At 73.1% G+C, this 26,577-nt stretch carries 27 protein-coding genes; 9 read left to right on the top strand and 18 right to left on the bottom strand.

Going from position 1 to position 26,577, the window contains the following annotated elements:
• The first annotated feature begins 1 nt into the window (after position 1).
• The 3 genes from H508_RS0112105 to H508_RS16205 are packed head-to-tail and all read left to right on the top strand — an operon-like array spanning position 2 to position 2,857.
• Positions 2-1,018, top strand: coding sequence for a branched-chain amino acid ABC transporter permease (locus tag H508_RS0112105; RefSeq protein ID WP_026374244.1), 1,017 nt, complete (start codon positions 2-4; stop codon positions 1,016-1,018).
• Positions 1,011-2,012, top strand: a complete 1,002-nt coding sequence (locus H508_RS16210; protein ID WP_084155314.1) for an ABC transporter ATP-binding protein — start codon at positions 1,011-1,013, stop codon at positions 2,010-2,012. Before H508_RS0112105 ends, H508_RS16210 begins: the two co-directional genes overlap by 8 nt.
• Entirely contained in the window at positions 2,009-2,857 is an 849-nt protein-coding gene (locus H508_RS16205) for an ABC transporter ATP-binding protein (RefSeq protein WP_084155313.1), read from the top strand. The genes H508_RS16210 and H508_RS16205 overlap by 4 nt, the downstream gene beginning before the upstream one ends.
• A gap of 219 nt (positions 2,858-3,076) precedes the next feature.
• Here H508_RS16205 and H508_RS0112090 read toward each other — a convergent pair whose 3' ends face one another.
• The 3 genes from H508_RS0112090 to groES form a co-directional block, all read right to left on the bottom strand.
• Entirely contained in the window at positions 3,077-4,357 is a 1,281-nt protein-coding gene (locus H508_RS0112090; RefSeq protein WP_026374243.1) for an ABC transporter substrate-binding protein, read from the bottom strand.
• Positions 4,358-4,526: 169 nt separating this feature from the next.
• Positions 4,527-5,438 (bottom strand): EamA family transporter RarD, encoded by a 912-nt coding sequence (gene rarD, locus H508_RS0112085; RefSeq protein WP_035254978.1) that lies wholly within the window; start codon positions 5,436-5,438, stop codon positions 4,527-4,529.
• Between the two features lie 64 nt (positions 5,439-5,502).
• Positions 5,503-5,799, bottom strand: coding sequence for a co-chaperone GroES (groES, locus tag H508_RS0112080; RefSeq protein ID WP_026374241.1), 297 nt, complete (start codon positions 5,797-5,799; stop codon positions 5,503-5,505).
• Positions 5,800-5,942: 143 nt separating this feature from the next.
• On the opposite strand from groES, the gene H508_RS0112075 reads away from it, so the two are divergent.
• Positions 5,943-7,106, top strand: coding sequence for a class I SAM-dependent methyltransferase (locus H508_RS0112075; RefSeq protein ID WP_026374240.1), 1,164 nt, complete (start codon positions 5,943-5,945; stop codon positions 7,104-7,106).
• Between the two features lie 15 nt (positions 7,107-7,121).
• Here the strand turns inward: H508_RS0112075 and H508_RS0112070 are convergent, their stop codons facing one another.
• The 9 genes from H508_RS0112070 to glmS all read right to left on the bottom strand — a co-directional run bounded on the left by H508_RS0112070 (position 7,122) and on the right by glmS (position 15,008).
• Complete coding sequence (locus H508_RS0112070) at positions 7,122-7,424, bottom strand: hypothetical protein (protein ID WP_026374239.1); 303 nt, start codon at positions 7,422-7,424, stop codon at positions 7,122-7,124.
• On the bottom strand, positions 7,421-8,311 hold the full coding sequence (locus tag H508_RS16910) for a hypothetical protein (protein WP_156906075.1): 891 nt from the start codon (positions 8,309-8,311) through the stop codon (positions 7,421-7,423). Before H508_RS16910 ends, H508_RS0112070 begins: the two co-directional genes overlap by 4 nt.
• Before the next feature lie 47 nt (positions 8,312-8,358).
• Positions 8,359-8,727 (bottom strand): DUF4190 domain-containing protein, encoded by a 369-nt coding sequence (locus tag H508_RS16905; RefSeq protein WP_051223391.1) that lies wholly within the window; start codon positions 8,725-8,727, stop codon positions 8,359-8,361.
• 73 nt (positions 8,728-8,800) lie between these two features.
• On the bottom strand, positions 8,801-9,850 hold the full coding sequence (gene tsaD / locus H508_RS0112055; protein ID WP_026374238.1) for a tRNA (adenosine(37)-N6)-threonylcarbamoyltransferase complex transferase subunit TsaD: 1,050 nt from the start codon (positions 9,848-9,850) through the stop codon (positions 8,801-8,803).
• Complete coding sequence (gene rimI / locus H508_RS0112050; RefSeq protein ID WP_342663275.1) at positions 9,847-10,317, bottom strand: ribosomal protein S18-alanine N-acetyltransferase; 471 nt, start codon at positions 10,315-10,317, stop codon at positions 9,847-9,849. Before rimI ends, tsaD begins: the two co-directional genes overlap by 4 nt.
• A complete protein-coding gene (gene tsaB, locus H508_RS0112045; RefSeq protein WP_026374236.1) occupies positions 10,314-10,880 on the bottom strand; it encodes a tRNA (adenosine(37)-N6)-threonylcarbamoyltransferase complex dimerization subunit type 1 TsaB in 567 nt (188 codons plus the stop codon). The genes rimI and tsaB overlap by 4 nt, the downstream gene beginning before the upstream one ends.
• The gene (tsaE, locus tag H508_RS17995) at positions 10,877-12,754 is read right to left on the bottom strand and encodes a tRNA (adenosine(37)-N6)-threonylcarbamoyltransferase complex ATPase subunit type 1 TsaE (protein ID WP_051223389.1); all 1,878 of its coding nucleotides are present in this window, start codon (positions 12,752-12,754) and stop codon (positions 10,877-10,879) included. Before tsaE ends, tsaB begins: the two co-directional genes overlap by 4 nt.
• On the bottom strand, positions 12,754-13,122 hold the full coding sequence (locus tag H508_RS0112035) for a holo-ACP synthase (protein WP_026374235.1): 369 nt from the start codon (positions 13,120-13,122) through the stop codon (positions 12,754-12,756). Before H508_RS0112035 ends, tsaE begins: the two co-directional genes overlap by 1 nt.
• 41 nt (positions 13,123-13,163) lie before the next feature.
• Entirely contained in the window at positions 13,164-15,008 is a 1,845-nt protein-coding gene (gene glmS / locus H508_RS0112030) for a glutamine--fructose-6-phosphate transaminase (isomerizing) (RefSeq protein ID WP_026374234.1), read from the bottom strand.
• A 34-nt stretch (positions 15,009-15,042) separates the two neighbouring features.
• Here glmS and coaA point away from each other — a divergent pair, with 34 nt between their 5' ends.
• The gene (coaA, locus tag H508_RS0112025) at positions 15,043-15,975 is read left to right on the top strand and encodes a type I pantothenate kinase (protein ID WP_026374233.1); all 933 of its coding nucleotides are present in this window, start codon (positions 15,043-15,045) and stop codon (positions 15,973-15,975) included.
• 162 nt (positions 15,976-16,137) lie between these two features.
• Here the strand turns inward: coaA and H508_RS16185 are convergent, their stop codons facing one another.
• The gene (locus H508_RS16185; protein ID WP_035254976.1) at positions 16,138-17,091 is read right to left on the bottom strand and encodes an EamA family transporter; all 954 of its coding nucleotides are present in this window, start codon (positions 17,089-17,091) and stop codon (positions 16,138-16,140) included.
• Between the two features lie 95 nt (positions 17,092-17,186).
• On the opposite strand from H508_RS16185, the gene H508_RS17870 reads away from it, so the two are divergent.
• Positions 17,187-17,726: a CGNR zinc finger domain-containing protein gene (locus H508_RS17870; RefSeq protein WP_051223385.1), complete on the top strand. Its 540-nt coding sequence runs from the start codon at positions 17,187-17,189 to the stop codon at positions 17,724-17,726.
• Between the two features lie 46 nt (positions 17,727-17,772).
• Positions 17,773-19,167 carry an APC family permease gene (locus H508_RS16175; protein ID WP_084155311.1) on the top strand — a complete coding sequence of 465 codons (1,395 nt, stop codon included), beginning with the start codon at positions 17,773-17,775 and terminating at the stop codon, positions 19,165-19,167.
• Positions 19,168-19,189: 22 nt separating this feature from the next.
• Here H508_RS16175 and glmM read toward each other — a convergent pair whose 3' ends face one another.
• The 4 genes from glmM to H508_RS16170 form a co-directional block, all read right to left on the bottom strand.
• Positions 19,190-20,542: a phosphoglucosamine mutase gene (gene glmM, locus H508_RS0112005; RefSeq protein ID WP_026374232.1), complete on the bottom strand. Its 1,353-nt coding sequence runs from the start codon at positions 20,540-20,542 to the stop codon at positions 19,190-19,192.
• A 3-nt stretch (positions 20,543-20,545) separates the two neighbouring features.
• Positions 20,546-21,025, bottom strand: coding sequence for a 30S ribosomal protein S9 (gene rpsI, locus H508_RS0112000; protein ID WP_026374231.1), 480 nt, complete (start codon positions 21,023-21,025; stop codon positions 20,546-20,548).
• A 20-nt stretch (positions 21,026-21,045) separates the two neighbouring features.
• Positions 21,046-21,492: a 50S ribosomal protein L13 gene (gene rplM, locus H508_RS0111995; RefSeq protein WP_026374230.1), complete on the bottom strand. Its 447-nt coding sequence runs from the start codon at positions 21,490-21,492 to the stop codon at positions 21,046-21,048.
• 159 nt (positions 21,493-21,651) lie between these two features.
• Entirely contained in the window at positions 21,652-23,070 is a 1,419-nt protein-coding gene (locus H508_RS16170; protein WP_051223383.1) for a coiled-coil domain-containing protein, read from the bottom strand.
• 105 nt (positions 23,071-23,175) lie between these two features.
• Between H508_RS16170 and H508_RS0111985 the strand changes: the two genes are divergently transcribed.
• Positions 23,176-23,814, top strand: coding sequence for an HAD hydrolase-like protein (locus H508_RS0111985; RefSeq protein ID WP_035254973.1), 639 nt, complete (start codon positions 23,176-23,178; stop codon positions 23,812-23,814).
• Positions 23,815-23,829: 15 nt separating this feature from the next.
• On the opposite strand, the gene truA is transcribed toward H508_RS0111985, so the two are convergent.
• Entirely contained in the window at positions 23,830-24,654 is an 825-nt protein-coding gene (gene truA / locus H508_RS0111980) for a tRNA pseudouridine(38-40) synthase TruA (RefSeq protein WP_026374228.1), read from the bottom strand.
• 88 nt (positions 24,655-24,742) lie between these two features.
• On the opposite strand from truA, the gene H508_RS0111975 reads away from it, so the two are divergent.
• Positions 24,743-26,539 (top strand): glycoside hydrolase family 15 protein, encoded by a 1,797-nt coding sequence (locus tag H508_RS0111975; RefSeq protein ID WP_026374227.1) that lies wholly within the window; start codon positions 24,743-24,745, stop codon positions 26,537-26,539.
• Positions 26,540-26,577: the final 38 nt, after the last annotated feature.

The raw sequence follows: 26,577 nt of genomic DNA, 5'->3' as shown, positions 1-26,577 counted from the left end.
CATGGACTTCCTCTCCATCATCAACTCCGCCGCCAGCGAGATCCTCTCGCCCACCACCGCCGCGTTCGCGCTCGCGACGATTGGCCTCAACATCCACTTCGGCTACTCCGGCCTGCTGAACTTCGGCCAGGCGGGCTTCATGGCGATCGGCGCGTACGCGTTCGCGATCTTCACGATGATGGTCGACCCGACCGCGACCCTCGGCTGGCCCGTGTGGCTCTCCTTCATCGCGGCGGTGCTCGTGGCCGTCGTCGCGGCGGTGATCTTCGCGCTCATCCTCGGCATCCCGACGCTCCGGCTCCGCGGCGACTACCTCGCGATCGTCACGATCGCGGCGGCCGAGATCATCCGCTTCTCCGTGCGCACGCAGGACCTCACCGCCATCACGGGCGGCTCCCAGGGCCTCCGTGGCGCGGACTACAAGGGCGACTTCGACGCGATGAACCCGCTCACCGGCACGACGTACGGGTTCGGGCCGTGGACGGCCACGGCGTACGACACCTGGGTTCGCATCGTCGCGTGGTCGCTCGTGATCGTCGCGCTCGTGCTCGTCTGGCTCCTCATGCGCAGCCCGTGGGGCCGCGTCATCAAGGGCATCCGCGAGGACGAGGATGCGGTGCGCTCGCTCGGGAAGAACGTCTACGGCTACAAGATGCAGGCGCTCGTGCTCGGCGGCGTGCTCGGCGCGGTCGCCGGCGTGATGTTCGTGCTGCCTCGAGCCGTGCAGCCCGACAACTTCGCCACCACGATGACGTTCTACATCTGGACGGCCCTCCTGCTGGGCGGAGCGGCGACCGTGTTCGGGCCGCTGCTCGGCTCGATCCTCTTCTGGGTGCTGCTCTCGTTCACGGGCGGCGTCATCAACCTGCTCCACGGCATGGGGGTCTTCGGCGACATGTCGGGCTCGCAGGCAGGGCAGATCCGGTTCGTGCTCATCGGCATCGCACTGATGGTCCTGGTGATCTTCAGACCACAGGGCATCCTCGGCAACAAGAAGGAGCTGTCGTTCAATGTCTGACACGACCACGCCTCCCACCACGCACCCGCTCGTCGACGGAGAGGTCGGCCCGGGCTGCAAGAAGGTCGACCCGATCGTCGTCGCCGACGGGGTCGTGCGCCAGTTCGGCGGCCTCACGGCCGTCGACGTCGAGCACGTCGAGATCCCGCGCGGCATGATCACGGCGCTCATCGGCCCCAACGGCGCGGGGAAGACGACGTTCTTCAACCTGCTCACCGGCTTCGACCGGCCGAACAAGGGCTCGTGGTCGTTCGACGGCCAGTCGCTCGCGCACGTGCCGAGCCACAAGGTCGCCCGGCGCGGCATGGTGCGCACGTTCCAGCTCACGAAGTCGCTCGGGCGGCTGACCGTGCTGCAGAACATGCTGCTCGGCGCGCGGGACCAGCGCGGCGAGGGCATCTTCGCGGCGCTGCTGAAGCCGCTGTGGGCGAAGCAGGAGCAGGCGAACACCGAGCGCGCCGACGCGCTGCTCGAGCGCTTCAAGCTCGACGCGAAGCGCGAGGACTACGCCGCGTCGCTCTCGGGCGGGCAGCGCAAGCTGCTCGAGATGGCGCGCGCGCTCATGAGCGAGCCGAGCCTCGTGATGCTCGATGAGCCGATGGCAGGCGTCAACCCGGCGCTCACGCAGTCGCTGCTCGACCACGTCAAGGGACTCAAGGCGGAGGGCATGACCGTGCTCTTCGTCGAGCACGACATGCACATGGTGCGCCACATCTCCGACTGGGTGATCGTGATGGCCGAGGGCAAGGTCGTGGCCGAGGGCCCGCCCGAGACGATCATGCAGGACCAGGCCGTGGTCGACGCATACCTCGGCGCGCACCACGACACCGACCTCGGCACGCTGACGAACCAGCAGGTCGCGCAGATCCACGAGGACGCCGAGGAGGAGGTGCCGGTCGACCCCGAGGCATCCGACACCGCCGGATCCGGCACGGAGACCAGCACCGGCGGCGCGACGCGGGTCACGACCGACGACGAGGAGGGCCAGCGATGACCACGACCGGTGCCACGACCACTCCGGTGCTCGAGACCAAGGACCTGGTGGCCGGCTACCTGCCGGGCGTCAACATCCTCAACGGCTGCTCGATCGTCGCCAACCAGGGCGACCTCATCGGCATCATCGGCCCGAACGGCGCCGGCAAGTCGACGCTGCTCAAGGCCGTCTTCGGCCAGGTGAACATCCGCGAGGGGTCGGTGCTGCTGAACGGCGACGACATCACCGGGCTCAAGGCCGACAGGCTCGTGAGCAAGGGCGTCGGCATGGTGCCGCAGAACAACAACGTGTTCCCGTCGCTCACGATCGAGGAGAACCTCGAGATGGGGCTCTTCCAGGAGCCGAAGATGTTCAAGGAGCGCTTCGAGTTCGTCGGCGCGCTCTTCCCCGAGCTCGTGAAGCGGCGCAAGCAGCGCGCGGGCAGCCTCTCCGGCGGCGAGCGCCAGATGGTCGCGATGGGTCGCGCGCTCATGATGGACCCCGCGGTGCTGCTGCTCGACGAGCCGAGCGCAGGCCTGAGCCCCGTGCGCCAGGACGAGACGTTCCTGCGGGTCGCCGAGATCAACAGCCACGGCGTGACGATCGTGATGGTCGAGCAGAACGCCAGGCGCTGCCTGCAGATCGCGCACCGCGCGTACGTGCTCGACCAGGGCAAGGATGCGTACACGGGCACCGGCCGCGAGATGCTGAACGACCCGAAGGTCATCCAGCTCTACCTCGGCACGCTCGCGACGGACGTCGAGGAGAAGGCTCGCACGTCGTCGCAGGCGACGGTCGAGCCCACGCCCGACGTCGCCACGACGACCGCTCCGCCGGTCGTGACGGAGGAGCCGAAGGGGCCGTAGGCCCGGATCGACGATGAAGGCCCCCGCTGCTGCGGGGGCCTTCATCGTGGGAGCGAGTCGCCGGTGCGCTTCGACACGCTCTGCGCGCTGCGCGCGCGGAGCGGCTCAGCAGGCGGGAGAGGCGGCTCAAGCGAGCGGGAGAGGCGGCTCAGCGAGCGGGCGCGGGCGGAGACGCGAAGAGGGCCCCGCCGCAGCGGAGCCCTCCTCGAGCGCGTCAGATCACTCGTTGAGCGAGCCGAACTCCGCGTTCAGGAAGGTGTACTGGTTGTCGGCACCGTACTGGTAGATGCCGATGTACGCCTCGGTCGGGTCGCCGTTCTCGTCGAACTCGATCGGGCCCGAGGGACCGTCGTAGTCGATGTCCTCGCCGTCGGCGATCAGCTGCAGGCACTCCGCGACGTCGGTGCACTTCGTGCCGCCCTCGGAGACCGACTGCAGGTTGTCGCGGATCGTCTCCGCGTCGGCGCTGCCGCCCTGCGCGGCCGCGAGGGCCGCGAGGATGACCGCGTCGTACGACTCCGGGCCGTACGAGAAGTCCTGCAGGTTGGGGTCCTGCTCGAGCAGGCGGTCGCGGAACGTCTCGTCGGCGGGGTTGCCGGGGAGCGTGCCCTTCGCGCCGTCGAGCGTGCCCTCGGGGAAGTTGTAGTCGTTCGACAGGTTGCCGTCGACGAAGTACATGCCCGAGGCCGGGAAGCCCTGCGTCACGAGCTCCGGCACGATCTGCGCCGTCTCGGCGAAGGCGATGATGGCGATCGCGTCGGGCTGGCCCGCCATGATCTCCTGCACCTGCGTCGTGAAGTTCGTGTCGCCCGGGTTGTAGAGGACGCTGCCGGTCACGGTGCCGCCGGCCGCCTCGACCGCCATCGCCGCGTTCTCCTGCAGACCGGTGCCGTACGGGTCGTTGATCGTGATGAAGCCCACGCTCGCCGCGCCGTCGCCCGTCATGAGGTTGCCGAGCACGCGGCCCTGCAGCACGTCGGACGGAGCGGTGCGCCAGTAGAACCCGTCGTCCGGGTAGTCCGAGAAGTCGGGCGAGGTGTTCGCCGGCGAGATCTGCACGACGCCCGCGTCGATCAGCTGGTCGATGAACGTGAAGGACACGCCGGACGACGCCGCGCCGACGACGACGTCCGCACCGGCGGAGATCAGCTCGCCCGCCGAGGCCGTCGCGATGTCGGTCGTCGTGTCACCCGAGTCGCGGTGCTGCACGTCGATCGTGAACTCGAAGCCGGCGGCCTCGAGATCGGCCGCCGCGAGGTCGACGCCCGCGAACTCGGGCGGGCCGAGGAAGGCGAGGTTGCCCGTCTGGGGCAGGATCGTGCCGACCACGAACTCCGTGTCGACCTCGCCGTTGCCCTCGGGTCCGGCCGAGCCCGACGGCGTGGCGGCGCCGCCGCCGCCGCCGGAACATGCGGCGAGCAGCAGCACGCCGGCGGTCGCGGCGCCGAGCGCCGCGAAGCGCCGGGGCTTGGGCCCCTTGGTGCGAAGGAAGGACTGCATTGTGCTCCTCAATTGCGTGGGACGCGCGCTGGCGCGCGCGTTTGCACCACAGTAAGCGAGCATCGCGCCGATTTCGGCGCGTCCGCGTTACGTCCTGGTAACGGTCTTGGCGCACGCGGGCCCGCTTGCGCGCGGCCACGGCCATTCCTCGGCCGCACCTGAGCGGCGATCAGGCTGCGGGCGGTAAGGGGCGTGGGCGCCGGAAGCGCCCGACGACGAGGTCGATCGAGACGAGCACGAGCGAGAGCCACACGAGCGCGAAGCCGATCCAGCGCTCGAGCGGCATCGGCTCGAGCATGACGAAGGCGCCGAAGAGGAAGGAGATGATCGGCGCGAGGTACTGCGTGAAGGCGAGCGCGGTGAGCGAGATGCGTCGCGCGGCGGCGGAGAAGGCGAGCAGCGGCAGGGCCGTCACGAGCCCGAGGCCGACCGTCGCCCAGATGCCGACCGGGCCCGCCGCGCCGACCGTCACCCCGTTGATGCTCACGGCGACCGCGAGCATGACGAGCGAGGCGGGGATCACGGCCGTGGTCTCGATCGTGAAGCCCGACAGCGCATCCACCGATCCCCCGACGCGCTTCTTGATGAGTCCGTAGACGCCGAACGAGAGCGCGACCGTGAGGCCGAACCACGGCACCTCGCCGTAGCCGATGACCATGACGAGCACGCCCACCGCGCCGAGGCCGACGGCGACCCACTGCGCCGGCCGGAGCCGCTCGCCGAGGAAGAGCACCGCGAGCACGACCGAGACGAGCGGGTTGAGGAAGTAGCCGAGGCTCGTCTCGAGCACCTTGTCGGAGAGCACCGCGACGATGAAGGCGGTCCAGTTGACGAGCACCGCATGGCCCGCGAGCACGAGCGTCCAGGTGTCGCGCCGGTTGCGCAGGATCGCCCGCATGCGCGCCCAGCCGCGCGTCATCGCGACGAGGCCGACGCCGACCGCGACGGAGGCGAGCACTCGCCAGCCGATGAGCTCGAAGCCGTCGATGCCCTTCGTGAGCTGCAGGTAGACGGGGACCACGCCCCAGAAGGCGTAGGCGAAGACGGCGTACCAGACGCCGGTGGTGCGCTGCTCGGGCATCGTCCCCTTCAATCGCGAAGGGCGGCGCCCCCGAAGGGGCGCCGCCGCTGCGTTCAGTGCTGGCTCAGCGCTCGACGATCGCGAGCACGTCGCGAGCCGAGAGCACGAGGTACTCGTCTGCGCCGAACTTGACCTCGGTGCCGCCGTACTTGGAGTAGAGCACCTTGTCGCCGACGTTCACGTCGATCGGCACGCGGTTGCCGTTGTCGTCGATGCGGCCGGGGCCGACCGCCACGACCTCGCCCTCCTGGGGCTTCTCCTTGGCGGTGTCAGGGATGACGAGACCGCTTGCAGTGGTCGTCTCTGCCTCGACCTGCTTGATGACGATGCGGTCCTCGAGCGGCTTGATGGAAACCGACACGGTTGCCTCTTTCTTGTCAGACTCTGGGGCGCGCCCGGTCATGCCGGGCGCCGCTCCAAGACTAGGCGGAGAGTTGGCACTCGGTCAACATGAGTGCCAACCGACCGGGGTTCGCGAGCCAGCCGTGGTGTTGGATGAGAGCGATGGACGCCGATGCGCTGCGACTCCTGCTGTCGAAGGAGGGCCTCGCGCTGCTCGACCGCGCGGAGGCGGGCCTCGACGGCGCCGACGTCGTGCGGGAGGTCGCGCGCCTGCGCGCCGAGGGGCACGACCCGCTGCTCGTCGCGACCGTTCTGAGCCAAGCGCGGCTGCGCCGCCGCGCGCGCGCGAAGTTCGGGGAGTTCGCGCAGGGGATGCTCTTCACCGAGGCCGGGCTCGAGCAGGCGACGCGGCTGCGGGTCGCCGCGCACCACGCGGGCCGGATGCGCGCGGCCGGCATCGTCTCGGTCGCCGACCTCGGGTGCGGGATCGGCGCCGACGCGCTCGCGTTCGCGACGCTCGGGCTCGGGGTGACCGCAGTCGAGCGCGACGAGGTGACCGCCGCGATCGCCGCCTTCAACCTCGCGGCCTGGCACGCGACCGTCGTGCACGGCGACGCCCTCGAGACGCCCACCGACGCCGAGGCGCTCTGGTTCGACCCGGCGCGGCGCGAGGGCGCGAGCCGGCTGCGCGACCCCGCCGACTGGTCGCCCTCGCTCGACCGGGTCTTCGCGCGCGCCGCGGCGCAGCCGGCGGGCGTCAAGCTCGCGCCGGGCATCGACCGCGCCCTGCTGCCGCCGGACGCCGAGCACCAATGGGTCACCGACGGCCTCGAGACCGTCGAGGCGGTCGTGTGGACCGGTGCCCTGGCCCGTCCCGCCGCCCGGCGCAGCGCCCTCGTGCTCGGCGACGGCGTGGCAGAGGAGCTCGTGGGTGCGCCGACGCATCCGGAGCCCGGCGAGCTCGGCGAGTGGCTCTTCGAACCGGCGGGCTCGGTCATCCGCGCAGAGCTCATCGGCACGCTCGCCGAGCGGCTCGGCGCCCGGAGCGTCAGCGAGGGCATCGCCTACCTCACGGGCGACGCGCTCGTCGAGACGCCGCTCGCGCAGGCGTTCCGCGTGCGCGAGACGCTCCCGCTCGACGAGCGGCGGATCGCGCAGCGGCTGCGGCAGCTCGGCATCGGCGAGCTCGAGATCAAGAAGCGCGGCGCCGACGTCGACCCCGCCGCGCTGCGCAAGCGGCTCAAGCTCAAGGGCGAGGAGCGGGCGACGCTCTTCGCGACGCGCGTGGGCGGCCGCCACCGCGCGATCCTCGCCGACCGCGCCTGAGCGGAGCTGCGGCGGTCAGCCGACGAGCATCCCCGGCAGCACCGGCAGCCACTCGACCGCCGTCACGATCGCGAGGATGAGCCCGAGCACCGTGCCGACCGATCCCGCCGCGACCGCGACGTACGGCCACGGGCGGTCGTCGGGGCGCCGCCGGAGGGCGAAGAGCCCGCAGGCGGCGCCTCCGGCGGCGACGGGGAGCCCCGCCCCGCTCATGAACGCGAGAGCGAGGCCGAGTCCCGAGAGGATGAGCGCGACCCACGTGAGGTCGCTCAGCCGGCGCGCGCCGCGCGCCGGCCGCGGAAGAGCGGGCTCGCTCAACCGCCCATGATCGAGTAGTACTCGATCCACTGCGCGATGCGGATGAGGTTGACGACGCCCACGATGATCGAGATCACGACCGCGACGGCGCCGACGATGCCCGCGACGAGCGGCCACGGCTTGCCCTCGGGGTTCTTGCGGATCGCGACGAAGCCGAGGATCGCGCCGACGAGCGCGGGCAGGAGGCCGAGCCCGAAGACGAACGAGAGCAGGAGGCCGAGCCCCGAGAGCACGAGCGCCCAGACGGTGATCCCCTTGAGCTTCTTCTCGCCGGGCGCGGCGTAGGCGGCGGGCGCGTAGCCGCCGGCGGCGGCGTCGCCGTAGGCGGGCGCCTGGCCGTAGCCGCCCGAGTCGGCACCGTAGGGCTGCTGGCCGTACGCCGGCTGCTGGCCGTAGGCGGGCTGCTGGCCGTAGGCCGGCGCGCTGCCGTAGGGCTGCTGCTGGCCGTACGGCGACTGCTCACCGCCGTAGGCGGGAGCCTGCTCGCCGGAGGCGGGAGCCTGCTCGCCGTAGGCGGGCGCCGGCTGGCCGTAGGCGGGCTGCGCCGGCTGGCCGTAGCCGGCCTGCTCGCCGTAGGGCTGCTGCCCGTACCCCGTCGCGGGAGCCGACTGGCCGTAGGCCTCGCCCTGCGGGGCCGGCTGGCCGTAGGGCTGCTGCGTGAACGGCTGGCCCTGGTCACCGAACGACGGCTGCTGCCCGTAGGCGGGCGGCTGGCCGAAGCCCGACTCCTGCTGCCCGTACGCGGGGGCGTCGGGCTGCGGGTCGTAGGCCGGCTGCGCCGCCTGCTGCCCGAAGTCCGCGGTGGGCTGCTCGCCGGCCTGGGGCTCGGCGCCCTCCTGGTCGGGCCGACGGAATCGGTCGTCGGCCTGCGAGAACTGGTCGGTCACGGGCTCCTCCTTGGCACGCGCGCGGATGCGCGTGATCAACGTATCGCCTAGAGGCCCGGCTGCACCTGCTCGGCGAGCTGCACGATCATCGCGATGCCGGTGATCGTCGCCGAGAGCATCGCGACGATCGTCACGGCGCCGAGGATGATCGCCCAGATGGCGAGCAGCCGGCCGTCCTCGCCGGTGCGCCTGATCCGGCCGAGCGCGATCGCGCCCATGATCATCGCCGCGATCGAGCCGATGCCCGGTAGGATCGTGGCGCCGCACGCGGCAGCGATGATGGCGAGCACCGCGAGGGTGCTCGTGGTGGGTCCCGGATGCGTCGGCGCACTCCACGCCGTCGGCTGCGGTCCGGGGGCGGGCTGGGTCGGCGCCGGGGCACCCCACCCCTGCTGCTGCCACGCGGCCTGGCTCATGCTGCGCCTCCTCCGTCTCGACTCCGATCCTGCCAGTCGCGCCTGTGCGGTGCGTCGGTGACCTGCACCGCGCTCACACCTGCACCGTGCCCGCGTCGAGCGTCGACTCGGCGGCGAATCCCGCCGGGCTCGGGGCGTCGCCGCGCGCAACGAGCATCGCCCCGACGGCGGCGATCATCGCGCCGTTGTCGGTGCAGAGGTCGAGCGGCGGGATCCGCAGGTCGACGCCCTGCGCGGCGGCGCGCTCGGCGGCGACCTCGCGCAAGCGGCGGTTGGCGACGACGCCGCCGCCGAGCAGCAGCCGCGGGATGCCGAGCTCGGCGCACGCGTCGAGCGCCTTCGCGACGAGCACGTCGACGACCGCCTCGCGGAAGCTCGCCGCGACGTCGGCGATCGGCAGCGCCTCCCCCGCCGCCTCGGCGCGCTCGACGTGCCGCGCGACGGCGGTCTTGAGCCCCGAGAAGGAGAAGTCGAAGCGGTGCCGCTCGCGATCCTTCGGCGCCGTGAGGCCGCGGGGGAAGCGGATCGCGTGGGGGTCGCCGCCGACCGCGGCGGCGTCGATCGAGGGCCCGCCGGGATAGCTGAGCCCGAGCAGGCGCGCGGTCTTGTCGAACGCCTCCCCGGCGGCGTCGTCGATCGTCTCGCCGAGCAGCTCGACGTCGCCGGCGAGGTCGCGCACGAGCAGGAGCGACGTGTGGCCGCCCGAGACGAGCAGCGCGACGGTCGGCAGCTCGAGCGGCTCGCCCGAGAGCACGTCGGCGGCGACGTGGCCGACGAGGTGGTTGACGCCGTAGAGCGGCAGTTCCCGCGCGGTCGCGAGGCCCTTCGCGGCGCCGATCCCCACCATGAGGGCACCCGCGAGGCCGGGCCCCGCCGTCACGGCGATCGCGTCGATGTCGTCGAGGGTCATGGATGCGTCGTCGAGCGCCGCGAGGATCGTCGGCTGCATCTGCTCGAGGTGGGCGCGAGCGGCGATCTCGGGCACGACGCCGCCGAAGCGCGCGTGCAGCTCCATCGACGACGCGATGCGGTTCGCGAGCAGCTCCGTGCCGCGCACGATGCCGACGCCCGTCTCGTCGCAGCTCGTCTCGATGCCGAGCACGACCGGTGCGCGCTCGGTCATCGCGTCTCCCGCTTCATCACCACGGCATCCACGTCCTCCGGCTGGTAGTAGCGCGGCCGCACCCCGATCTCGCGGAAGCCGACCGACTCGTAGAGACCGCGCGCGACGGGATTGTCGGCGCGCACCTCGAGGAAGAGCTCCTGCACGCCGCGGCGCTCCGCCTCGGCGAGCAGCTCGGCGAGCAGCGCGCGCCCGACGCCGCGGCCGCGAGCATCCGCCGAGACCGCGATCGTCTGCACGTCGCCCTCGACGCCCACGGCGCGCAGCCCGGCGTAGCCGACGAGCCGCCCGCCGGGCTCGACCGCGGCGAGGTAGCGGCCCCACTCGCTCGCGATCTCGGCGCGCATCGTCCCTGCCTCCCACGCGCTCGCGCCGAACGAGGCGCGCTCGAGCGCCATGATCGCGTCGAGGTCGGCGGCGTCGGCGGTGCGGATGCGCACGCCCGCCTCGGGGAGGTCTGCGGTCACTGCGACACCCGCTTCGGGCCCGCCGAGGGCACCGCGTCGGCCTCGCGGAGGTAGAGCGCCTCGGTCACCTCGGCGGCGCCGCGCGCGGCGGCGCGCGCGAGCAGGCCCGCGTCGATCGCCTCGGCGTCGATGCGCGTCAGGCCCGCGTGCTGGCCCCCGGGCGCGGGCACGGCGTCGGCGGGCGCGAGGTGCGGCCCGTCGACGACGGCGCCGCCCGCGACGATGCTCCACGCGCGCTCGCGCCGGCGGACGTCGGTCGTGACCTGCGCGTCGCCGCTCGTCGCACCGAGGTGGCTCGCGACGCCGAGGCAGCGCACGCCGAGCCCCATCGCCGTCGCCCGGGCGGCGGCGATGCCGACCCGCAGCCCCGTGAACGCGCCTGGCCCCATGCCCGCGACGACGAGCTCGATCGCGCCCCTGCGCCCCTCGAGCGCGCGCTCGAGCATCGGCCCGAGCCGCTCCGCGTGCCCGCGCCGGTCGTCGGAGCGCTGTTCGAAGACGATGTCGTCGCCGTCGAGCACCGCGACCGCGGTGCCGAGCGAGGTGTCGATCGCGAGGATCATCGCGCCGCTCCCTCGAACGCGAGCGCGCGCAGCCGCGCGGCGTCCCACGCGGGGCCGTGACCGCTCAAGCGCACGTGTCGCGGCGCATCCGCCTCGTCGTCCATGTCGTCCTCCCCTGGGCCGGCCTCCGGCCGCTCGATCTCGACCCGCAGCCACGACTCGAGCGCGTGCTCGAGCGGCGCGCCCCACTCGGCGACCGTGATCGCGCCGTCGAGGTCGAGGTCGAGGTCGTCGAGCTGCGCCTCGCTCCCCTCGTCGCCGAGCCGGTAGGCGTCGACGTGCTGCAGGTCGGGGCCGGCCTCGGTGCGGTGCGTGCGGGCGATGACGAACGTGGGGCTCTGCACCGTGCCGCGCGCGCCGAGCGCCCGGCCGATGCCGCGCGTGAGCGTCGTCTTGCCCGCTCCGAGCGGGCCGATGAGCAGCACCGCGTCGCCCGCGACGAGGCTCCTCCCGATGCGCTCGCCGAGCACCTCCATCGCGTCGGCGTCGGGCACGTCCCCCGCGACCTCGACCGCGACGCGCGGGCCGATCATGCCGGTGAGCTCGGGGGCGGATGCGTGCTCGATCGAGACGGGGTCGCCGACGGCCGCGAGGCGGTCGCCGATGTCGAGCACGACCTGGTCCATCGCGACCCGCCCGCGGATGGGCTCGGCCCCGCCTCGGAGCACCACCAGCCGGCCGCTCGCGGCGCGCGTCACGCCGTCGGCGTAGCCGAGGCCCACGAGCGCGAGCGTCGTGGGGCGCTCGGTGACGTGCTCGCCGCCGTAGGAGACACCGAGTCCCGCCTCGACGCGCTTGACGCCCACGAGCTCGCCGAGGAGCCGCTGCGGCGTGCCGTCGAGCCCGAGCTCGAGCGCGCGCCGCGGCGCGAGCGCGGGATCGGGAGCCGTGACGTGCGCGCCGAGGGCGAGCGAACCCATCCGCGTCACGACCTCGTAGGTGATGGTGCCGGCCGCGAGCGCCCACGCGTCGGCGCTCGGCTCGCCCGCCGCGGGGTCGCCGAAGAGCACGCCCTCGCCCGTGAGCGGCGGCTCGATGCGGAGGGCGCCCGCGGTGACCGCCGCGACGCGCGCGAGCTCATCGCCGACGCGCACCGGGGCGCCGACCGCCGGCAGGAGGCCCGCGTCGAGCCCGCCCTCGGCGACGCCGTCGCGGAACGTCGCGGTCACCCGCATCGCGGGCCGCAGGCCCAGCGCTGCCGCGGCCGCGCCGTCGCCCGCGCCGGGGCCCGCGGGATCGACGCCGTAGGCCGCCATGCCGAGGCGCACCATGTCGAAGCGCGCCTCGGGCAGGGCGAGCGCGGCCGCGGAGGCCGCGAGGTGCCGCAGCTCGATGTTGAGCGGCTCGGCGTCGGCGGCCGCGGTCGCGAAGTCGGCGGCCTGCGCGAGGTCGTCCTCGCGGCTCGAGCCGGCGAGGTGCGACATGAGCCCGCGCACGCGCGCGCCACCGCGGACGAGCTCGACCGCGCGAGCGAGGGCGGCCGCGCGGTCGCCGCGCGCGACGCCGTTGCGGCCGAGGCCCGTGTCGAGCTTGAGGTGGATCGTCGCGCCCGCATCGGCGGCCGCCTCGAGCTGCGCGATCGACGAGACCGCGACCTCGATGCCGCGCCGCGCGGCGATGCGGAAGTCGGTGCGCGGCCCGTGCAGCCACGAGAGCAGCGGCGCGTCGACGCCCGCGTCGCGCAGCGCGACGGCCTCCGCGAGGTCGACGACCCCGAGCATCGCGGCGCCGCCGTCGAGCATCGCCCGCGCCGAGCCGAGCGCGCCGTGCCCGTAGCCCTCGGCCTTCACGACCCCGAGCACCGGCACGCCGACGCGGGCGGCGAGCGCGCGCACGTTCGCCGCGATCGCCGCGGCATCGACCTCGGCGCGCATCAGTCCTCCGCGATGACGGTCGCGGTCGCGACGCCGCCGTCGTGGCTCATCGAGAGGTGCAGCCGCCGGGCGCCGATCGCCGCGGCCCGCGCCGCAGCGGTGCCGCGCACCTCGAGCTCGGGATCCCCCTCGGGCGACGGCACGACCACGAGGTCGACCCACCGCATCCCGGCGTGCGCGCCGAGCGCCTTGATCGCCGCCTCCTTCGCGGCGAAGCGCGCGGCGAGCGAGTGGAGCCCGCGCTCCTGCCCGTCGCCGCGGACGAGCTCCTCGGGCGCGAAGAGCCGCGGCTTGAGCGCGGGCGTGCGCGTGACGGCGCGCTCGAAGCGGGCGACGTCGACGACGTCGACGCCGAGCCCCACGATCACGAGCCGACCCCGCTCATCCGCGCCCGTTCAGCTGCCGAGCGTCACTCGACCGTGACGGACTTCGCGAGGTTCCGCGGCTGGTCGACGTCGAGGCCCTTCGCGGTTGCGAGCTCGAGCGCGAAGATGTGCAGCGGCACGACCTGCAGCACGGGCTCGAGCATCGGCAGCGTGAGCGGCACGCGCAGCACGACGTCGGCGTACGGCAGCACCGCCGCGTCGCCCGCCTCGGCGACGACGATGACGCGGGCGCCGCGCGCGCGGATCTCCTGGATGTTCGAGACGATCTTCGAGTGCAGGAGCGGCTCGTTGCGCGGGCTCGGCACGACGACGAAGACGACCTGGCCGGGCTCGATGAGCGCGATCGGGCCGTGCTTGAGCTCGCCGCCGGCGAAGCCCTCAGCGTGGATGTAGCTGATCTCCTTGAGCTTGAGCGCGCCCTCGAGCGCGACGGGGTAGCCCACGTGGCGGCCGAGGAAGAGCACCGAGCGGCTGTCGGCCATCCAGTGCGCGAGCTCGTGCACGGCCTCCTGCTCGGCGAGCACCTGGCGCAGCTCGGCGGGCAGCTCGCGCATCTCGGCGATGACCTCGGCGATCGCCTCGTCGGCCATCGTGCCGCGCACGCGCGCGAGGTGGAGGCCGAAGAGCAGCTGGCCGATGACCTGCGCGAGGAACGCCTTCGTCGACGCGACCGCGACCTCCGGGCCGGCGTGCGTGTAGAGCACCGCCTCCGACTCGCGCGGAATCGTCGCGCCCTGCGTGTTGCAGATCGAGAGCGTGCGCGCGCCCTGCGCCTTCGCGTGCTGCACGGCCATCTTCGTGTCCATCGTCTCGCCCGACTGCGAGATCGAGATGACGAGCGTGCGCTCGTCGAGCACGGGGTCGCGGTAGCGGAACTCGTGCGCGAGGTCGACCTCGACGGGCACGCGGGCCCAGGTCTCGATCGCGTACTTGCCGACGAGGCCCGAGTAGTTGGCGGTGCCGCACGCGACGATCACGATGCGGTCGATCGAGCGCAGCACCTCGTCGTCGAGCGCGCCGAGGTCGAGCTCGACGCGCGAGTCGGCGAGGCGGCCGCGCATGGTGTTCTCGACGGCCTCGGGGCCCTCGGAGATCTCCTTCGCCATGAAGGAGTTCCAGCCGCCCTTCTCGGCGGCCGACGCATCCCAGCTCACCTCGAAGCGCTTGGGCTCGACGGCGTTGCCGTCGAAGTCGGTGACGGATGCGCTGTCGCGCGTGATCGTGACGATCTGGTCGTTGTCGAGGGCGGCGGCGCTCGGCGTGAACTTCACGAAGGCGCTCACGTCGCTGCCGAGGAAGTGCTCGCCCTCGCCGTAGCCGACGAGCAGCGGCGAGTTGTGGGAGGCGCCGACGACGACGCCCGGCTGCTCGGCGTGCATCGCGAGCAGGGTGAACTGGCCGTGGAGGCGCTTCACGACCTGGCGCATCGCGGCCGTCAGGTCGCCGGTCTCGCGGTAGGCGCGGCCCAGCAGCTTCGCGGCCGCCTCGGTGTCGGTCTCGCTCGCGAACGCCTCGCCGGCCGCCTCGAGCTCGGCACGGAGCTCGGCGAAGTTCTCGATGATGCCGTTGTGGATGAGCGAGAGCCGACCGTCGTCGCCGATGTGCGGGTGCGCGTTCTCGTCGGTCGGGCCGCCGTGCGTCGCCCAGCGCGTGTGGCCGATGCCGGTCGCCGACGCGGGCAGCGGCGCGTCCTCGAGGCTCGCGCGCAGCACGGCGAGCTTGCCGCCCTTCTTGCGCAGCGCGATGTGCTCGCCGTCGATGACGGACACCCCGGCGCTGTCGTAGCCGCGGTACTCGAGCCGCGACAGCCCCTCGAGCAGCACATCGACCGTGCCGCGCTCACCCGTGTATCCGACGATTCCACACATGCCCTCGATCCTACCGGCGGTAGAGTCGCGCTCGATGTCGCACCCGATCAGCTCGCCGTTCGTCGAGATCGACCGCGCCGATTGGGCGAGGCTCGCCCCGCACGTGCCCGACCCGCTCACCGAGGCCGAGGTGCGGCGCATCCGCGGCACGGGCGACCGGCTCGAGCTGCGCGAGGTGGCCGAGGTCTACCTCCCGCTGTCGAAGCTCATCAGCCTCTACCGCGACTCCGCCGCCCGCCTGCACCGCGAGACGACCGAGTTCCTGGGCGCCCCGACGCATCCGACCCCCTTCGTGCTCGGCGTCGCCGGCTCCGTCGCGGTCGGCAAGTCGACGACCGCGCGGCTGCTCAAGGAGCTGCTCGGCCGCTGGCAGGGCGAGCTGCGCGTCGACCTCGTGACGACCGACGGCTTCCTGCACCCCAACCGCGTGCTCGAGCAGCGCGGCATCATGGGGCGCAAGGGCTTCCCCGAGTCGTACGACCGGCGCGCGCTGCTGCAGTTCGTGACCCGGGTGAAGTCGGGCGAGGCCGAGGTGCGCGCGCCCGTCTACTCGCACCTCTCCTACGACATCGTGCCGGGCGAGGAGATCGTCGTGCGGCGCCCCGACATCCTCATCGTCGAGGGGCTCAACGTGCTGCAGCCGCCGCCGACGGGCTCGCACCTCGCGGTCTCCGACCTGTTCGACTTCTCGGTCTACGTGGATGCGCGCACGCGCGCGATCCGGGAGTGGTACATCGAGCGCTTCTTCACCCTCAAGGCGACCGCGTTCCAGGACCCGCAGTCGTACTTCCACCGCTTCGCGGACATGACGGATGCGCAGGCGCGCGCGTACTCCCAGGACATCTGGGACTCGATCAACGGCCCGAACCTCGTCGAGCACATCCTGCCGACGCGGTCGCGCGCCGACCTCGTGCTGCGGAAGGACGACGACCACACGATCCGCTCGGTGCTGCTGCGGAAGGTGTAGCCCCACCCCCGCAGGTCGAGTAGCTGCCGAAGGCGGCGTATCGAGACCCGGCTCCGCCGAGCTGACCGCTCACGCGCCGAACTGACCGCTCACGCGCGGAGCTGACCGCTCACGCGCCGAGCTGACCGCTCACGGGCGGAAGTGACCGCTCGGGGCCGCGCGCTACGGTGCGGGCACGCCCTCCACGACGTTCGGCGAGCGGGCCGCTCGCGAGCGCCCGGTCTGGCCGAGCCGCACGAGCACGACGCCCGCGATGATCGCGGCCGCGCCGAGCAGCTGCGGCGGCGTCGGCAGGATCCACAGCAGCAGCGCGGTCCAGACGATCGCGAACATCGTCTCGGAGTAGCCGACGAAGCTCGCGAGGGTCGCGCCGAGCCGGCGGCCGCCGAGGATGCCGAGCACGTAGGCGGCGGCGGTCGAGACGAGCACGACGAGACCGACCGCGACCCACATCGGCACCGTCGCACCGCCGAGCACGACCGGCTCGGCGGTCGCCTCGAACGGCAGCAGCCCCGAGATCGACGCGGCGCCGAGGACGATCGCGCCGACGACCATGCCGAGGCCCGCGAGCGCGATGGGGTGCAGCTCGGAGTCAGGCTTCGACGCGACGACCCAGTAGGCGGCGTTGCCGATCGCCGAGCCGAGCGCGAGCAGCACGCCGATCGGGTGCAGCGCGTCGCCGCCGACGCCCGAGATGAGCGCGAGGCCGACGAGCGCCACCCCCGCGCCCGCGAGGGTGAGACACGCCGGCGCGCGGCGCGTGACCGCCCACGTCGCGAAGACGAGCAGCACCGGGCCGAGGAACTCGATGAGGAGCGCGAGCGAGGGCTGGATGTAGGCGACGGCGCTGAAGAACGCGAGCTGGCACAGCGCGATCGCGAGCACGCCGAGCACGAGCACCTCCTTCCACGACCGGGCCACCGCATCCCACCGACCGCGCAGCAGCCACAGCGTCGGGGGCAGCAGCACGAGCGCGCCGCCGGTGATGCGCACGGTCGTGACGGCGCCGGAGGTCCACCCCGCGTCGAGGAGCGAGGAGGCGAGGATGCCGGAGATGCCGAAGGATGCCGCGCTCGCGAGCGCGAAGGCGAGGCCGATCGATCGACGAGCGTGCATCGGCGGGGCCCCTGTCTCGGTTAGCATCGTGCTCACGACGGCACGGTGTCACGACCGTCGGGCCTGACAGTCGCGATCCTAACCGAGGTCAACCAGTGTCGCTGCCCTATCCCAAGGAGCTCGTCCACTCGCTCGAGTTCATCGCGGACGTCTGCAACCGGCGCCGCGACGCGGAGCTCGAGACGGCGGTGAGCCTCCGCGAGGTGTGCGCCGCGTGGGGCTTCCCGGGCGCGAGCGGCGCGACGCGCACCGACCTCGAGGCGACGTGGCGCAGGATCGACCAGGTCGAGCGCATGTGGGACGGCGAGCGCGACGCGGTCGCGAGGATGGTCAACCGCATCTTCGAGGAGGCGAACGCGCGCCCTCGGCTCGTGCGCCACGACGACTTCGACTGGCATCTGCACGGGCTGCCGCACGGTGCCTCGCTCGCCGACGCGATCGCGGTCGACGCGGCAATGGCGCTCGGCGACCTCGTGCGCCTCGACGACCTCGAGCGGTGCCGGCGCTGCGCCGACGTGCGCTGCGAGCGGATGTTCTTCGACCTCTCGCGCAACCGCTCGCGCCGGTTCTGCTCGACGCGCTGCCAGTCGCGCACGAACGTCGCCGCCTTCCGGGCGCGCGCGCTCGAGGCCTAGCCGCGGCCGGGCGACCTCCCGGGTCGCCCGGAGGATGCTGTCGCGCATGGCAACGACCACGACCGCGGAGCCGGCGGGTCACGCGACGAAGCTGAAGCGCGGCATCACGACGCTGCTGCTGTTCTTCTCCATCGTCGGCGACACCCTCGGCGCAGGCATCTACACGCTCGTCGGCACCATGGCGGCCGACGTCGGCGGGGTCCTCTGGGTCCCGCTCATCCTCGCGCTCGTGCTCGCCCTGCTCACCGCGGGCACCTATGCCGAGCTCATCACGAAGTACCCGCACGCGGGCGGCGCCGCCCGCTACGCCGAGCGCGCGTTCGACAAGCCCTACGTCACCTTCCTCATCGGCTTCCTCATGCTCGCGGCCGGGATCACGACCGCCGCGGCGCTCGCGAACGCGTTCGCGGGCGACTACCTGCAGGCGCTCGTGCCCGACATCCCCACGATCCCCGTCGCGATCGGCTTCATCGCGCTGCTCGTGCTCGTCAACCTCCGCGGCGTGCGCGAGTCGCTCATCACGAAGGTCGGCGCGACGATCGTCGAGATGACGGGACTCATCATCATCATCGTCGTGGCGGCGATCGTGTTCGGCTCGGGCGGCGGCGAGCCCGCGCGCCTCACGACCTTCGCCGAGGAGGTGCCGCCGCTCTCCGGCGCCTTCGCGGCGACGATCACGGCGTTCTTCTCGTTCCTCGGCTTCGAGGCCGCAGCGAACATGGCCGAGGAGGTGAAGGATCCGAGCCGCTCCTACCCGCGGGCGCTCTTCGGCGCGATCCTCACCGCCGGTGTCGTCTACCTGCTGATCGCGCTCGGCGCCGCGATCGTCGTGCCGCTCGACCAGCTCGCGACCTCCGAGGGGCCGCTGCTCGAGGTCATCGAGGCCTCGGGCCTCGCCTTCCCGTCGTGGCTCTTCGCGGTCATCGCGCTCGTCGCGATCGGCAACGGAGCGCTGCTCTTCATCGTCATGGCCTCGCGCGCGACCTACGGCCTCGCCGAGGCGAAGCTGCTGCCGAGGGCCTTCGGCGCCGTGCTGCCGAACCGTCGCACGCCGTGGGTCTCGATCCTCGTCGTGGGCGCCGTGACGATGGCCATGTCGTTCATCGGGGACGTCGGCACGCTCGCCGACACGACGGTGCTGCTGCTCGTGCTCGTGTTCATCTCGGCGAACGTCTCGGTGCTCGTGCTCAAGAAGGACGCGGTCGCCCACAAGCACTTCACGACGCCGCGCATCGTCTCGGTGCTCGCGCTCATCGCCTCGATCGCGCTCCTGACGCAGCAGAGCCTGCAGACGTGGGTCATCGCCGGCGGTTACGTCGTCGTCGGCACGATCCTGTTCCTCATCGCGCGCGCCGCCCGTCGGCGCGAGCACCGGCAGGGCACGGCGGAGCCGACGCGCGAGCTGCGGCTCGAGCGGCCGCTCGCGAGCGACGAGGACTGACGAGCCGGAGCTCGCGGTCGCGCTAGGCGCTGACCGCGAGCTCCGAGCGGACGAGCTCCGCGAGCTCGTCGGCGATCGACTGCGCGATGTGGTGCTCCTGCGCCTCGACCATCACGCGCACCATCTTCTCGGTGCCGGAGGGGCGCAGCAGCACGCGCCCGTTGGCGCCGAGCTCGGCCTCGGCGCGAGCGACGGCGTCGGCGATCGGCTGGTTGCCGCGGAGGCCCAGCCGATCGACGCCCGAGACGTTGACGAGCACCTGCGGGTAGACCTCCATCACGGCGGCGAGCTCGCTGAGCGGCTTGCCGGTGCGCGCCATCTCGGCGGCGATCTGCAGACCGGTCAGGATGCCGTCGCCGGTCGTGGCGTAGCGGGAGAAGATGATGTGCCCCGACTGCTCGCCGCCGAGCGCGAGCCCGTACTCCTTGAGCGCCTCGAGCACGTAGCGGTCGCCGACGGCGGTCTGCACGAGCTCGATGCCGTGCCGCTCCATCGCCACCCGCAGGCCGAGGTTCGACATCACGGTCGCGACGAGCGTGTCGTCGGTGAGTCGGCCGCGGCGCTTGCCCGAGAGGGCGAGGATCGCCATGATCTGGTCGCCGTCGACGACCTTGCCGTCGGCGTCGACCGCGAGGCAGCGATCGGCGTCGCCGTCGTGGGCGATGCCGAGATCGGCGCCCGACGAGACGACGAGCTCGCGCAGCTGCTCGAGGTGGGTGGAGCCGACCTCGCGGTTGATGTTGAGCCCGTCGGGGTCGTTGCCCATCACGGTCACGCGCGCCCCCGCGTCGGCGAACGCGCGCGGACTCACGCCCGCGGCGGCGCCGTGCGCGCAGTCGAGCGCGACGTGCAGCCCCTCGAGGCTCACGTCGAGCGTGCCGAGCAGGTGCACGAGGTAGCGGTCCTCGGCGTCCGAGAAGCGGCGGATCGTGCCGACCTCGGCGCCGATCGGGCGCAGCGGCGCCCCGGCGAGCGCCAGCTCGATCTCGTCCTCGACCGCGTCCGGCAACTTGCGGCCGCCGCGGGCGAAGAACTTGATGCCGTTGTCGGGCGCCGGGTTGTGCGAGGCGGAGACCATGACGCCGAAGTCGGCCTCGATGTCCTGCACGAGGTAGGCGGCGGCTGGGGTCGTGATCACGCCGGCGTCGAGCACGTCGACACCGCTCGAGGCGAGCCCCGCCGAGACGGCCGCGGCGATGAACTCACCCGAGACCCGGGGGTCCCGCGCGACGACGGCGACAGGGCGCCGCGACTCCTGCCGGGCGGTTCGCCCGAGCACGAGTGCGGCGCCCTGTGCCAGCGCCAGCGCCGATTCTGCCGTGATGTCGAGGCCTGCGAGACCCCGAACGCCATCCGTGCCGAAGAGGCGCGACATCGATCAGCGCTTCGAGTACTGCGGTGCCTTGCGGGCCTTCTTGAGGCCGGCCTTCTTGCGCTCGATGACGCGCGCGTCGCGCGAGAGGAAGCCGGCCTTCTTGAGCTCCGGGCGGTTGTTCTCGACGTCGATCTCGTTGAGCGCGCGGGCGATGCCGAGGCGGAGCGCACCGGCCTGGCCCGACGGGCCGCCGCCCGAGATGCGGGCGATCACGTCGTACGAGCCCTGCAGCTCGAGGAGCGCGAAGGGGTCGTTGATGAGCTGCTGGTGCAGCTTGTTCGGGAAGTAGTCCTCGAGCGTGCGGCCGTTCACCGTGAACGAGCCGGAGCCGGGGACGAGCCGCACGCGGGCGATGGCCTGCTTGCGACGGCCGACGGCCTGGCCGCCGATGTTGACGACGCGGGGCGCGCGGGGAGCCTCAGCCGCCGGCGTCTCGGTCGAGAAGCTCTCGGGAGCCTCGATGGAGTCTGCGATCTTCGCCATGTCTGGTGTCTCCTCGCGCCCTACTGGGCGACCTGGTCGAACGTGTAGGGGGTCGGCTGCTGCGCCGCGTGCGGGTGCTCGGGGCCGGCGTAGACCTTGAGCTTCTTGATCTGGGCGCGGCCGAGCGAGTTCTTCGGCAGCATGCCGCGGATCGCCTTCTCGACGGTGCGGACGGGGTAGCGCTCGAGCATCTCCGCGTAGCCGACCGCCTTCAGGCCGCCGGGCTGCCCGGAGTGGCGGTAGGCGACCTTCTTCGCGAGCTTCTGGCCCGTGAGCGCCACCTTCTCGGCGTTGACGACGATGACGAAGTCGCCCATGTCCATGTGGGGGGCGAACGTCGCCTTGTGCTTGCCGCGGAGGATGGCGGCTGCGTGGCTGGCCAGGCGGCCGAGGACCACGTCGGTGGCGTCGATGACGATCCAGTCGTGCTGGACCTCCGCCGCCTTGGGCGAATACGTGCGAGTCATGAGTGCCTCACTGATCGAATGGATGGTCGTGAATCCCGCTCCGAGGTGTTGCACGGCGATGCCGGGCAACCATCCGGTGGAGGGCTCATTCGGGTGGGCACGGGCGTGCGCACCAAGGATCGAGCATAGCCGCTCGGTCCCTGGCAGGTCAACCGGCGGTCAGCGGTCGATCGAGGGGTCGTACTCCTCGTCGTCCTCGTGCCACACGACCTCGACGACCTCCTCGCGCGTCGCGGGCTCCTCGATCGCCTCCGCCTCGATCGGCGAGCCGAGCACGAGGCCGTCGAGCGGGTCGACGACGGGGGCGGATGCGGTGAAGGCGTCGGGCACGACGGCCCGGTCCTCGGCCGCGACCGTCGGCACCGCCTGGCCGGACGCATCCGCCGCCTGGCCGGACGCATCCGCGGTCGGGTCGGACGCGACCGTCGCCGCTCCGCGATCCTCGGCGCCGGCGCTGCTCCACGTGCGGGGGTCGGCGGCGTCGGCGACGTGCATGAGCGACTGCACCTCGGCCATGAAGCCCGTGAGCTGGGACTGCTGGTAGCGCAGGCCGCGAGCGCGGTCCTCGGCGTCGCGCAGCACGTCCTTCGTGTGCTTCGTGACGGTGTCGACGATCGCTTGCGCGCGCTGCCGCGCCTCGTCGAGCATCGCCGACGCGCGCGCCTTCGCGCTCGCCTCGATCTGGGCGGCCTGCGCCTTCGAGAGCCGCTCGTACGCCTCGGACTGCTCGGCGACGTGCTTCGCGTGCGCGAGCGCCGAGGCGACCTTCTCGTTCGCGTCGGCGGTGATGCGCTCGGCGTGCGCGACCGCCTGGTTGTGCAGCCGCAGGAACTCCTGCTGCGCGTCGTCCTGCCGGCGGGTGAGCGCAGCGTCGAGCTCGACCCGGCGGGCTTTCGCCTCCCGCACGATGCGGTCGGCGTCGAGCTTGAGGTCGTCGGTCTCGCGCGTGACCTGCGCGCGCAGCGCCGCGGCGGCGCGCTCGGCCTCGCCGAGCAGCACCTGCGCCTCGCGATCGGCCTGCGCGACCTTCTCGCCGATCGAGCCGAGCTCCGTCTCGATGCGGGCGCGGTGCGCCGTCTGCTCGGTCTCGCTGCGGCGGCGGACGAGCTCGGCCTCGTGCTGCGCCTCCTGCAGCACGCGCGCGGCCTCCTCCTGGGCGTCGCGGCGGAGCGCCAAGCGGTCGGCGTTCGCGTCGTCGAGGATCCGCTGCGCCGCGCTCGAGGCGTTCTCGACGAGCGACGACGCCTGGTCCTCCGCGACGCGCAGGATCTCGGCGAAGCGCACGCGCGTCTGGCGGCCCTCCTTCGAGTCGTCCTCGTCGGCCTCATCGGCGTCGTCGTCGAGCGTCTGCACCTGCTGCGCGAGCCGCAGCATGCGCGCCTCGGCCTGGTCGGCGCGGGCGACGGCCGCGTCGAGGTCCTCGCTCAAGTGCTGCGCGCGAGCCTCTGCCTCGAGGCTGCGCGCCTCGGCCGAGCGCCGCACCTCGTCGAGCTCGGCGCGCAGCGCCGCGAGGGCGCCGTCCACCTGCTCGCGGTCGTACCCGCGGAAGACCTGATCGAACGACGACTGCTCCGTCATCACCACTCCTCGACTGGCCGTCGCTCGGTCGCGGCCGTCGTCGATCCTACGCCGGGCGCGAACCGCGCTCGCGAGGTCGAGGCGGCCCTGGGAGGATGGGAGGACATGGCTCCCCACGGCATCGTCTTCGACCTCGACGGCACGCTCACCGACTCCAAGCCCGGGCTCTTCGCGAGCCTCCGGCACATGCACGCCGTGCTCGAGTGGGAGCAGCCGACCGACGAGGCGCTGCAGGCGTGGCTCGGCCCGCCCGTCGGGCAGAGCCTCAAGGAGGCCGGCCACGACGAGCCGACCGTCGAGCGCGCGCTCGCGGCGTTCCGCGACCGGCTCGAGACCGGGCTCTTCGAGAGCGAGCTCTACCCCGGCGTCGACGCGCTGCTCGCCGACCTCGACGGCGCCGGCACGCCGCTCGCCGTCGCGACGTTCAAGGTGCAGCCCGACGCGGAGCGCGTCATCGACCACTACGGGCTTCGCCACCGCTTCCGCGGCGTCCACGGCCGCAGCCCCGAGCTGCTCGGCCACTCGAAGGCGAGCGTGATCGAACGGGCCGTCGCCTCGATCGGCCTCGACGCATCCGACGTCGTCATGGTCGGCGACCGCGAGCATGACATCGCCTCGGCCGCCGAGCTCGGCATCAAGGGCATCGGCGTCGCCTACGGCTACGGCTCGCGCGCCGAGCTCGAGGCCGCGGGTGCGTGGCGGGTCGTCGACTCCGTCGACGAGCTGCGGGCCGCGCTGCGCTGAGCCGGTCGGCCGGCCTCACTCGTCGAGGTCGGATGCGCTCCGTCGCGCCCGGGTGCGCTCGGCCTGCTCGGCGAGCCCCTCGTCGGGCGGATAGCCGACCGCGACGAGCGTGAGGCCGCGCGCGGGCATGAGCCCCGTGAGCGGTGAGCGCCGCCGCTCATCGAGGAGCGCGGCGGCCTGCGCGAGCCCCAGTCGCCCCTCCCCCACGCGCACGCACGCCGCGACGAGCGCGCGCACCATCGAGTGGCAGAAGGCGTCGGCGGTGAGCGACGCCGTCAGCAGCTGCCCGTGCCGCGCCCACGAGAACTCGCGCAGCTCTCGGATGGTCGTCGCGCCCTCGCGCGGCCGGCAGAACGCGGCGAAGTCGCGCAGCCCCACGAGCGCATCCGCCGCGCGGCGCATCGCGTCGAGGTCGAGCTGCTGCGGCACGTGCGCGGCGGTGCGGCGCTCGAGCGGGTCGGCCGGGCCGGTGACGATGCGGTAGCGGTAGGAGCGCGAGACGGCCGAGAACCGCGCGTCGAAGCCGGGCGGCGCGAGGCTGACGGCGCGCACCACGAGGTCGCCCTCCGGCGCGGCGAGCCGCGAGAGCCGGTGCGCGAGGCGCTCCGGCCGCTCGAGCGCGCCGGCCGCGAACGCGTCGGGCACGTCGGCGTGCGCGACCTGCCCGCTCGCGTGCACGCCCGCATCCGTGCGACCCGCGACCGTGACCCGGATCGGCTCGCGCGCGATCGTCGAGAGCGCCCGCTCGAGCTCGCCCTGGCACGTGCGCAGCCCGGGCTGCGCGGCCCAACCGGCGAAGCCGCCGCCGTCGTACGCGAGGTCGAGGCGGAGGCGCGGCATGCGCCCAGCCTATGCACGCGCGCTGCCTGCCGGAGCCGCGGTCGCCTGCGCTCACGGGCCGCGGAGGTGGCCTCGATAGCCTCTCGCCATGCCTGCCCCGGAGCCCTCGCCCATCGAGCACTACGCCATGATCGGCGACCGCTCGACCGCCGCGCTCGTCGGCCGCGACGGCTCGATCGACTGGCTGTGCCTGCCGCACTTCGACTCGCACGCGTGCTTCGCCGCGCTGCTCGGCGACCGGCGGAACGGCCACTGGCGCATCGGCCCGACGGCGCCGGCGACGACGACGCGCCGCTACCTGCCCGGGAGCCTCGTGCTCGAGACGACGCACGAGACGGCCGGCGGCACCGTGCGGGTGACGGACGCGATGCCGACGGGCGACGAGCGTGCCGATGTCGTGCGCATCATCGAGGGCGTCGCGGGCGAGGTCGAGATGGAGCAGGAGCTCGTCGTCCGCTTCGGCTACGGCGCCGTGCCCCCGTGGGTGCGGCGCGTGCGCGATCGCGACGAGGAGGTGCTCGTCGCGATCGCCGGCCCCGACCGGCTCGTGCTGCGCGGCGGCCCGCTGCCGCGCAGCAGCGACCACGCGCACCGCGGCACGTTCACGGTGCGCGCGGGCGAGCGGCTCGTGCTCGACCTCTGCTGGCAGCACTCCTGGCTGCCGATCGCCGAGCCCGTCGGCGAGCCGGAGGTGGTCGCGACGACGGTCGCGGAGTCGGCCGAGTGGCTCGCCGAGCTCGACTACGAGGGCCCCTACCTCGAGGCGGTGCAGTCGAGCGTGCTGGTGCTGCGCGCGCTCACCGACGACGCGACCGGCGGCATCCTCGCCGCGCCCACGACGTCGCTGCCGGAGGATCCCGGCGGCGTGCGCAACTGGGACTACCGCTTCACGTGGCTGCGCGACGCCTCGCTCACCGTCGACGCGATGCTCGCGGTGCGGCTCGTCGAGCGCGTCGGGCTGTGGCGCGACTGGCTGCTGCGCGCGATCGCGGGCGACCCGCAGGACATGCGCATCATGTACCGCCGCGACGGCGGCCGCGACCTGCTCGAGCGGGAGCTGCCGCACCTGCCGGGCTACGGCGGCGCGCGGCCCGTGCGGATCGGCAACGGCGCCGCCGACCAGCGGCAGCACGACGTGCTCGGGCAGGTCATGCTCACGCTGCAGCGGCTCCGCGAGCTCGGCATCGCCGACAGCCACGACTCGTGGCACATGCAGCGCGCGCTCCTCGACGAGCTCGCGACCCACTGGCGGGAGCCCGACCACGGGCTCTGGGAGATGCGCGGCGAGCCGCAGCTCTTCACCCACTCGCGCGCGATGATGTGGGCGGCGTTCGACTGCGGCGTGCGCGCGATCGAGGACGGCTGCGACGGCGACGCGAGCCGCTGGGCGGAGCTGCGGGATGCGCTGCGCGAGGAGGTCCTCACGCGCGGCTTCGACGAGTCCACAGGCTCGTTCCGCCAGCACTACGGCACGAGCGACGTCGACGCCTCGCTCCTGCAGCTGCCGACGATCGGGATCGTCGAGCCGACGGATCCGCGCTTCCTCGGCACGATCGCTCGCATCGAGCAGGAGCTGCTCGTCGACGGCCTGCCGCTGCGGTACCGCACGACGGGGCTCGACGGACTCGCGGGCGGCGAGCACCCGTTCGTGCTATGCGGCTTCTGGCTCGTGAGCGCCTACGCGGGGGCGGGCCGGCTCGACGACGCGACGGCGCTCATGGATCGGCTCGTCGCCCTCCGGAACGACGTGGGGCTGCTCGCGGAGGAGATCGATCCGGCGACGGGCCACCACTGGGGCAACTTCCCCCAGGCGTTCTCGCACCTCGGCCTCGTGCTCGCCGCGACCGACATCGAGCGGGCGCGGTCGGCGGCGGCCGGCCGCTGAGACGACGAAGGGCCCCGCTCTGCGGGGCCCTTCGATCG

It is taken from the genome of Agrococcus lahaulensis DSM 17612 (assembly GCF_000425105.1).
Lineage (GTDB): Bacteria > Actinomycetota > Actinomycetes > Actinomycetales > Microbacteriaceae > Agrococcus > Agrococcus lahaulensis.
The sequence above is the reverse complement of the archived record's forward strand: the minus strand, read 5'-3'. Positions and strand labels throughout refer to the sequence as shown.